The sequence below is a fragment of the Pseudoduganella sp. genome, assembly GCF_041914865.1.
GTDB lineage: Bacteria > Pseudomonadota > Gammaproteobacteria > Burkholderiales > Burkholderiaceae_D > Rugamonas.
Window position 1 is genome coordinate 1 of sequence record NZ_JAYSCO010000106.1, and the last position, 7598, is coordinate 7598.

General features: G+C 64.6%; 3 protein-coding genes. 1 reads left to right on the plus strand and 2 read right to left on the minus strand.

Annotation, left to right across the window (positions count from 1 at the left end; translation table 11 throughout):
- Both icmF and ACE3TQ_RS26570 read right to left on the minus strand, forming a co-directional pair.
- Positions 1–2886: fused isobutyryl-CoA mutase/GTPase IcmF (gene icmF / locus ACE3TQ_RS26565; protein ID WP_374586712.1), on the minus strand; the 2886-nt coding region annotated here is incomplete at its 3' end.
- A 183-nt stretch (positions 2887–3069) separates the two neighbouring features.
- Positions 3070–6615 (minus strand): indolepyruvate ferredoxin oxidoreductase family protein, encoded by a 3546-nt coding sequence (locus ACE3TQ_RS26570; RefSeq protein ID WP_374586714.1) that lies wholly within the window; start codon positions 6613–6615, stop codon positions 3070–3072.
- Positions 6616–6791: 176 nt separating this feature from the next.
- On the opposite strand from ACE3TQ_RS26570, the gene ACE3TQ_RS26575 reads away from it, so the two are divergent.
- Positions 6792–7520 carry a substrate-binding periplasmic protein gene (locus ACE3TQ_RS26575; RefSeq protein ID WP_374586716.1) on the plus strand — a complete coding sequence of 243 codons (729 nt, stop codon included), beginning with the start codon at positions 6792–6794 and terminating at the stop codon, positions 7518–7520.
- Positions 7521–7598: the final 78 nt, after the last annotated feature.

Sequence of the window (7598 nt, forward strand, 5' to 3'; positions counted from 1 at the left end):
GAATTCCTGCAGCACGGCTTCCTCCACCAGGTCGGTCAGCTCTTCGATGATGAAGGCGCCCTGGTTCGGGTTCTCGTTCTTCGCCAGGCCCCATTCGCGGTTGATGATCAGCTGGATCGCCAGTGCGCGGCGGACGGATTCGTCGGTCGGCGTGGTGATTGCTTCATCGTAGGCGTTGGTGTGCAGCGAGTTGCAGTTGTCGTAAATCGCGATCAGCGCCTGCAGCGTGGTGCGGATGTCGTTGAAGTCGATTTCCTGCGCGTGCAGCGAGCGGCCGGAAGTCTGGATGTGGTACTTCAGCTTCTGCGAGCGGTCGTTGGCGCCGTACTTCTCTTTCATCGTCACGGCCCAGATGCGGCGCGCCACGCGGCCCAGCACCGTGTATTCCGGGTCCATGCCGTTGGAGAAGAAGAACGACAGGTTCGGCGCGAAGTCGTCGATGTGCATGCCGCGCGCCAGGTAGGCTTCGACGAAGGTGAAGCCGTTGGACAGCGTGAAGGCCAGCTGCGAGATCGGGTTCGCGCCCGCTTCCGCGATGTGGTAGCCGGAGATCGACACCGAGTAGAAGTTGCGCACCTGGTGGTGCACGAAGTATTCCTGGATGTCGCCCATCACCTTCAGCGAGAACTCGGTCGAGAAGATGCAGGTGTTCTGGCCCTGGTCTTCCTTCAGGATGTCGGCCTGCACGGTGCCGCGCACGTTCATCAGCACCCAGTCCTTGATCTTCTGGTACTCGTCTTCCGACGGCTGGCGCTTGTTCTCGGCCACGAACTTGTCGATCTGCTGGTCGATGGCGGTGTTCATGAACATCGCCAGGATGGCCGGGGCCGGGCCGTTGATGGTCATCGAGACCGAGGTGCTCGGGTTGCACAGGTCGAAGCCGTCGTACAGCACCTTCATGTCGTCCAGGGTGGCGATGGAGACGCCGGAGTTGCCGATCTTGCCGTAGATGTCGGGACGGATGGCCGGGTCGGCGCCGTACAGGGTGACCGAGTCGAAGGCGGTCGACAGGCGCTTGGCGTCCATGCCGGTGGAAACCAGCTTGAAGCGGCGGTTGGTACGGAAGGCGTCGCCTTCGCCCGCGAACATGCGGGTCGGGTCTTCTCCTTCGCGCTTGAATGCGAATACGCCGGCGGTGAACGGGTAAGAGCCCGGCACGTTCTCCAGCATCAGCCAGCGCAGCAGTTCGCCGTGGTCTTCGTACTTCGGCAGCGAGACCTTGCGGATCTTGGTGCCGGACAGGGTGTGCTGTACCAGGCCGGTGCGGATTTCCTTGTCGCGGATTTTCACCACGTATTCGTCGCCGGCGTAGGCCGCCTGCAGGTCCGGCCATTGCGCCAGCAGCTTCTTGGCGGCGCCGTCCATGGCGTGGTCACGCTCGGTGATCAGGTCGTCGAAGTCGGCGCTCTTGCCGGCGGCGGCGAACATGCGCTTGGATTCCTGCAACTGCTGGCGTTCGCGCGCCAGCTTGGCCTGGGCCTGGGTCTTCTTGTGGTAGCCGCGCACGGTGTCCGAAATCTCGGCCAGGTAGCGCGCACGGGCCGGCGGCACGATCACATTCTTGCCGGAGCTGAAGCGCACGTCGGTCGCCGGCAGCACGCCCGGCTTGGTGGACAGGCCCTTGGCCGCCAGCACCGGCAGCAAGCCCTGGTACAGGGCGGTTACGCCGTCGTCGTTGAAGCGCGACGCCTGGGTGCCGAACACCGGCATTTCTTCCGGGCGCTTGCTCCACAGCTCACGGTTGCGCTGGTATTGCTTGGCCACGTCGCGCAGTGCGTCCTGCGCGCCTTTGCGGTCGAACTTGTTGATCGCGATGAAGTCGGCGAAGTCGAGCATGTCGATCTTTTCCAGCTGCGAGGCGGCACCGAATTCCGGCGTCATCACGTACATGGAGACGTCGACGTGCGGCACGATGGCGGCGTCGCCCTGGCCGATACCGGAGGTTTCCACGATCACCAGGTCGAAGCCGGCCACTTTGCAGGCGGCGATCACGTCCGGCAACGCTTGCGAGATTTCGGAGCCGGCTTCGCGCGTCGCGAGGGAACGCATGAAGACGCGGGTCTTGCCGTTCCAAGGGTTGATGGCGTTCATGCGGATACGGTCGCCCAGCAGCGCACCGCCGGATTTGCGGCGCGACGGGTCGATCGAGATCACGGCGATGTTCAGCGCGTCGCCCTGGTCCAGGCGGATGCGGCGGATCAGTTCATCGGTCAGCGACGATTTGCCGGCGCCGCCGGTGCCGGTGATGCCGAGGGTCGGCGCGGTCTTGGTCTTGGCGGCGGCTACCAGCTCGGCGCGCAGCTTGTCGGAGGCCTTGCCGTTTTCCAGCGCGGTGATCAGCTGGGCAAGCGGGCGGTGGCGCGATTCGATATCGCCGTCGCGCAGCACGTCGAGCTGGGTCGGGGAGTAGGTGGACAGGTCGACGTCGCATTGCTGCACCATCCATTGGATCATGCCGACCAGGCCCATGCGCTGGCCGTCTTCCGGCGAGAAGATGCGGGTTACGCCGTAGTCATGCAGGTCCTTGATCTCGCTCGGCACGATCACGCCGCCGCCGCCGCCGAACACTTTGATGTGCGCGCCGCCGCGCTGGCGCAGCAGGTCGATCATGTACTTGAAGTATTCAACGTGGCCGCCCTGGTAGGAGGAGATGGCGATGCCTTGCACGTCTTCGGTCAGGGCTGCGGTCACCACTTCGTCCACCGAGCGGTTGTGGCCCAGGTGGATCACTTCGGCGCCCTGCGATTGCAGGATGCGGCGCATGATGTTGATGGAGGCGTCGTGGCCGTCGAACAGGGACGCGGCGGTGACAAAGCGGACTTTGTTCGCGGTCTTGGCCTGCTCTGGCTCAGCGGACAGTTTCTTGGCGTTGGCGAGGTCGTTCATGTTGTGTGTTCCTTGGAACAGGGATTTTTGATTATATGACGTTTACGTTAACGTCAAGTCAAGTGATTCTTAGACCCGGTAAACCCGGGTCTGACCCAAGGGTCAGACCCTGTCTGATCCGCAGTCAGCGGCTCCGGCATGCGTGGGGTCTGACCCTTGGGTCTGACCCTGCCGTACCGGGTTTCAGGCAGCATGCGCGTGCGCAGCGCCCTTAAAGGCCGCCATCAACTTCGCTTTGTTGGCCTGGTACTCCGCCACCGCCTTCTCCTTCACATGGCCAAAGCCACGGATCTTCTCCGGCAAGTTGGCGATGGCCACAGCCTGCTCATGGTTGGAGGCCGACAGCCCGCCCAGCAGCTCAGCAACAACGGCGCGGAACTCGCTAATCAGCGCACGTTCCATCTTACGCTCCTCGGTGTAGCCGAAGATGTCGAACGTGCCGCCGCGCAGGCCCTTGAACTTGGCCAGCAGCTGGAATGCCTTCCACATCCACGAACCGTATTCCGCCTTCACCAGGTGGCCCTTGGCATCCTTCTTCGCGAACAGCGGCGGCGCCAGGTTGAACTTGAGCGAGAAGTCGCCTTCGAACTGCGACTTCAGCTGCTCCACGAAGCGGCCGTCGGTGTACAGGCGCGCCACTTCGTATTCATCCTTATAGGACATCAGCTTGAACAGCGACTTGGCGACGGCGGTGGCCAGTTTGTTGCCCAGGCCCAGCGCAGTCTCCTTGGCGCGCACTTCCGCAACCAGCTGCTCGTAGGCGGCAGCGTAAGCCGCATCCTGGTAGCCGGTCAGGAACTCGACGCGCTTCTTGATGATGTTGTCCAGCGACTGTGGCATCTGCAGCACGACCGCCTGGGCCGGGGTCGCGGTCTTCTCCACGCGCTTGAAGTCCACCGCAGCGCGGCGGCCCCACAGGAAGGAGCGCTTGTTCGATTCCACCGCCACGCCATTCAGCTCGATGGCGCGCAGCAGGGCCGCTTCGCTCAGCGGGATGCGGCCCTTCTGGAAGGCGTAACCCAGCATGAACAGGTTGGAAGCGATCGAATCGCCCATCAGCGCGGTGGCCAGCTTGGTGGCGTTGATGAAATCCACCGCCTGCGCGCCGCCGACCGACTCGGTGATCAGCGCTTCCACGCTTTCAGCCGGGTACTGCCAGTCGGCGTTCTGCGCGAAGGTGCCCGGCGGCTGTTCGTGCTGGTTGACGATGGCGAAGGTGCGGCCCGGGCGCATTTTCGACACGGCGTCGTAGGCGCCGGAGGTCAGCATGTCGCAGCCCAGGATCAGGTCTGCTTCGCCGGTGGCGATACGCTGCGCGCGCAGGTGGGCCGGGGTCTTGGCGACCTTCACGTGCGAGGTGACGGAGCCGTTCTTCTGCGACATGCCGGTCATGTCCAGCACCGAGGCGCCTTTGCCTTCCAGGTGCGCGGCCATGCCCATCAGCGCGCCGACGGTAATCACGCCGGTGCCGCCGATGCCGTTGATCAGGATGTTGTACGGCTGCTCGATGCTCGGCAGGACCGGCGCCGGGATATCGCCCCAGTCGTCGTTCTTGGCGGTGCCAGTCTTGGTCTTCTTCAGCGTGCCGCCTTCAACGGTGACGAAGGATGGGCAGAAGCCCTTGGTGCAGCTGTAGTCCTTGTTGCAGGAAGACTGGTCGATGGTGCGCTTGCGGCCAAACTCGGTTTCCTTCGGCAGGATCGAGACGCAGTTGGACTGGATGCCGCAGTCGCCACAGCCTTCGCACACGGCTTCGTTGATGACCATGCGCTTGTTCGGGTCGGGGAACTCGCCCTTCTTGCGGCGGCGGCGCTTCTCGGCGGCGCAGGTCTGGTCGTAGATGATGACGGTGCAGCCAGGCAGTTCGCGCAGTTCGCGCTGCACGGCATCCATTTCCTTGCGGTCGTGCAGGGACACGATGTTCGGCAGGGCCGAGCGGTCGGTGTAGCGCGACAGGTCTTCGGTCACCAGCGCGATGCGCTTGATGCCTTCGGCCGCCATCTGCTGCGCGATCATCGGCACCGAGACGGTGCCGTCCACCGGCTGGCCGCCGGTCATGGCCACGGCGTCGTTGTACAGGATCTTGTAGGTGATGTTCACCTTGGCCGCCACCGCGGCGCGGATCGCCAGGTAGCCGGAGTGGAAGTAGGTGCCGTCGCCCAGGTTCTGGAACACGTGCGGCACCTTGCTGAACGCGGCCTGGCCGATCCACGGCGTGCCTTCGCCGCCCATGTGGGTGGTCAGCTTGTTCATCTCCGGGTAGATGGAAGTGGCCATCACGTGGCAGCCGATGCCGGCCAGCGCGAACGAGCCTTCCGGCACCTTGGTCGAGGTGTTGTGCGGGCAGCCGGAGCAGTAGAAGGCCGGGCGGAACGGCGTCTCGATGGCCTTCTTCAGCACCGCATCCTTGGCTTCCAGGAAGCTCAGGCGCGCCTTGATCTGGTCCTGGATGCTGGTGTCGGCGATGTAGCGCGCGATACGGCCGGCGATCACGCGCGCCACTTGCGACACCGAGAAGTCGGCCTTCGGCGGCAGCAGCCATTCGCCGCGCGGCGCCACCCACTCGCCCTTGTCGTCGAACTTGCCGATGATGTGCGGACGCACGTCGTCGCGCCAGTTGTACAGCTGTTCCTTGAGCTGGTATTCGACGAACTGGCGCTTTTCTTCCACCACCAGGATTTCGTCCAGGCCCTGCGCGAATTCGCGCACCGAGTCCGGCTCCAGCGGCCATGGCATGGAGACCTTGAACAGGCGCAGGCCGACCTTGGCCGCCATGGCCTCGTCGATGCCCAGTTCTTCCAGCGCTTCCAATACGTCCAGGTAGGACTTGCCGGAGGCGATGATGCCCAGCTTGGCATCCTTGGAATCGATGGTGGTGTGATTCAGCTTGTTCTCGCGGGCGTAAGCCAGGGCCGCGTAGATTTTGTAGTCCTGCATCAGCGCTTCCTGGCTGCGCGCCTGCTGGCCCAGCGGCATCGAGGACAGGCGCGCATTCAGGCCGCCCTCCGGCATCACGAAGTCCTGCGGGATCTTCACTTCGACGCGGAACGGGTCGGCATCGATCGACGCGCTCGACTCCACGGTATCGGCCAGCGCCTTGAAGGCCACCGCGCAACCGGAGAAGCGCGACATGGCCCAGCCATGGATGCCGAGGTCGATGTATTCCTGCACGTTGCACGGGTACAGCACGGGGATCATGCAGGCCGAGAAGATGTGGTCCGACTGGTGCGGCAGGGTGGACGAGTAGGCGCCATGGTCGTCGCCGGCCACCAGCAGCACGCCGCCATTCTTCGACGTGCCGGCATGGTTCATATGCTTGAAGACGTCGCCGCAGCGGTCCACGCCAGGGCCTTTGCCGTACCACATGGCGAACACGCCGTCGTACTTGGCCGGGCCGATCAGGTCAACCTGCTGCGAGCCCCACACGGCGGTTGCCGCCAGGTCCTCGTTCACGCCCGGCACGAACTGCACATTGTGCTTTTCCAGGTGCGGTTTGGCCTTCCACAGGGTTTCATCCAGGCCGCCCAGCGGCGAGCCGCGGTAGCCGGAAATGAAGCCGCCGGTGTTCAAGCCGGCGCGCGCATCGCGCAGTTGCTGCATCATTGGCAGGCGCACCAGCGCCTGGATGCCGGACAGGAAGACTTTACCGGTGGTGGAAGTGTATTTGTCGTCGAGGCTGACGTCGTTGAGTACAGGCGAGTTGCTGCCTGGCGCCGAGGTGTCGCGCATGGTGGCGGGTCTCCAAAATTGTGGTTCGGGGCGTGCCTGGCATAGGTGGGCGCCGGGTAAGCGCGTCCTCGCCTAAGTCACTGTGGCCGCGGGTGTGCAGGCCTTTTCAATCGTCCAGTTTACGGTTTACTTTACGTGTACGGAAATACGGTTTGGGGATGGGGGTATAAGAAAAAATGATGGGGCGACGTCTTTGGCTGGGCGCGATGGCATGGCTGCTGGCATATCCGCAGGAGGTGCTGGCCGGCGCGGCGCGCTCGATGCGCCTGGTCACCGCACACCTGCCGCCGCTGGTGCATGAACGCGGCCCCGAAGGCGGCTTGCAGGAGCTGGTTGGCGAGCTGTGCCGGCGCGCCGGGCTGCGGCCCGCCACCACGTTTGTGCCGTGGCGCCGCGCGCTCTTCCTGGCCACCACCATGAAGGCCACCGCCATTTATCCGCTGACCCGGCTGCCCGAGCGCGAGCAGCAGTACCGCTGGCTGGTGCCGCTGTACGAGGAGAACTACCTGCTGCTGGCGGTGCGCGGGCGCTTGCTGCCGACCGAGGACATGAAGGGCAAACGCATCGCCCTGCTGCGGGGCGGGGCGCAAGGCGCCATCCTCAAGGAGCTGGGCTTCACGCGCCTGGTCGAAGCGGCCTCGATCGACGAAGTGCACCGCTTCCTGCTGGCCGGCATGGCCGATGCCGCGTTCGGCGAGCGCCGCATCATCGCCGCCTCACTGCAAAGCCGCCCAGCCGAAGAAGGCCAGTTCGAGACCAGCGCTCCGCTGCGCAGCACCACCGCCTGGCTGGCCGGCTCGCTCGACTTTGACGACAGCGATATTGCGCTGTTCCAGCGCGCCTGGGAGGCCATGCGCGCCGACGGCAGCCAGCGCCGCATCCTGGCCAAACACAAACTCAGCTGAGGAGGCGGGCGCCGGGCCAGGCACCGCGCTGGCAGAGGTCGGTGGCCACCTGCTGGGTCAGGGCGGCAATCGCGGTGG

What these genes read in the sequence shown, in the direction of transcription:
- ACE3TQ_RS26575 (WP_374586716.1), top strand. Translation starts at nt 6,792, where the DNA reads ATGATGGGGCGACGTCTTTGGCTGGGCGCGATGGCATGGCTGCTGGCA.
- ACE3TQ_RS26570 (WP_374586714.1), bottom strand. Translation starts at nt 6,615, where the DNA reads ATGCGCGACACCTCGGCGCCAGGCAGCAACTCGCCTGTACTCAACGAC.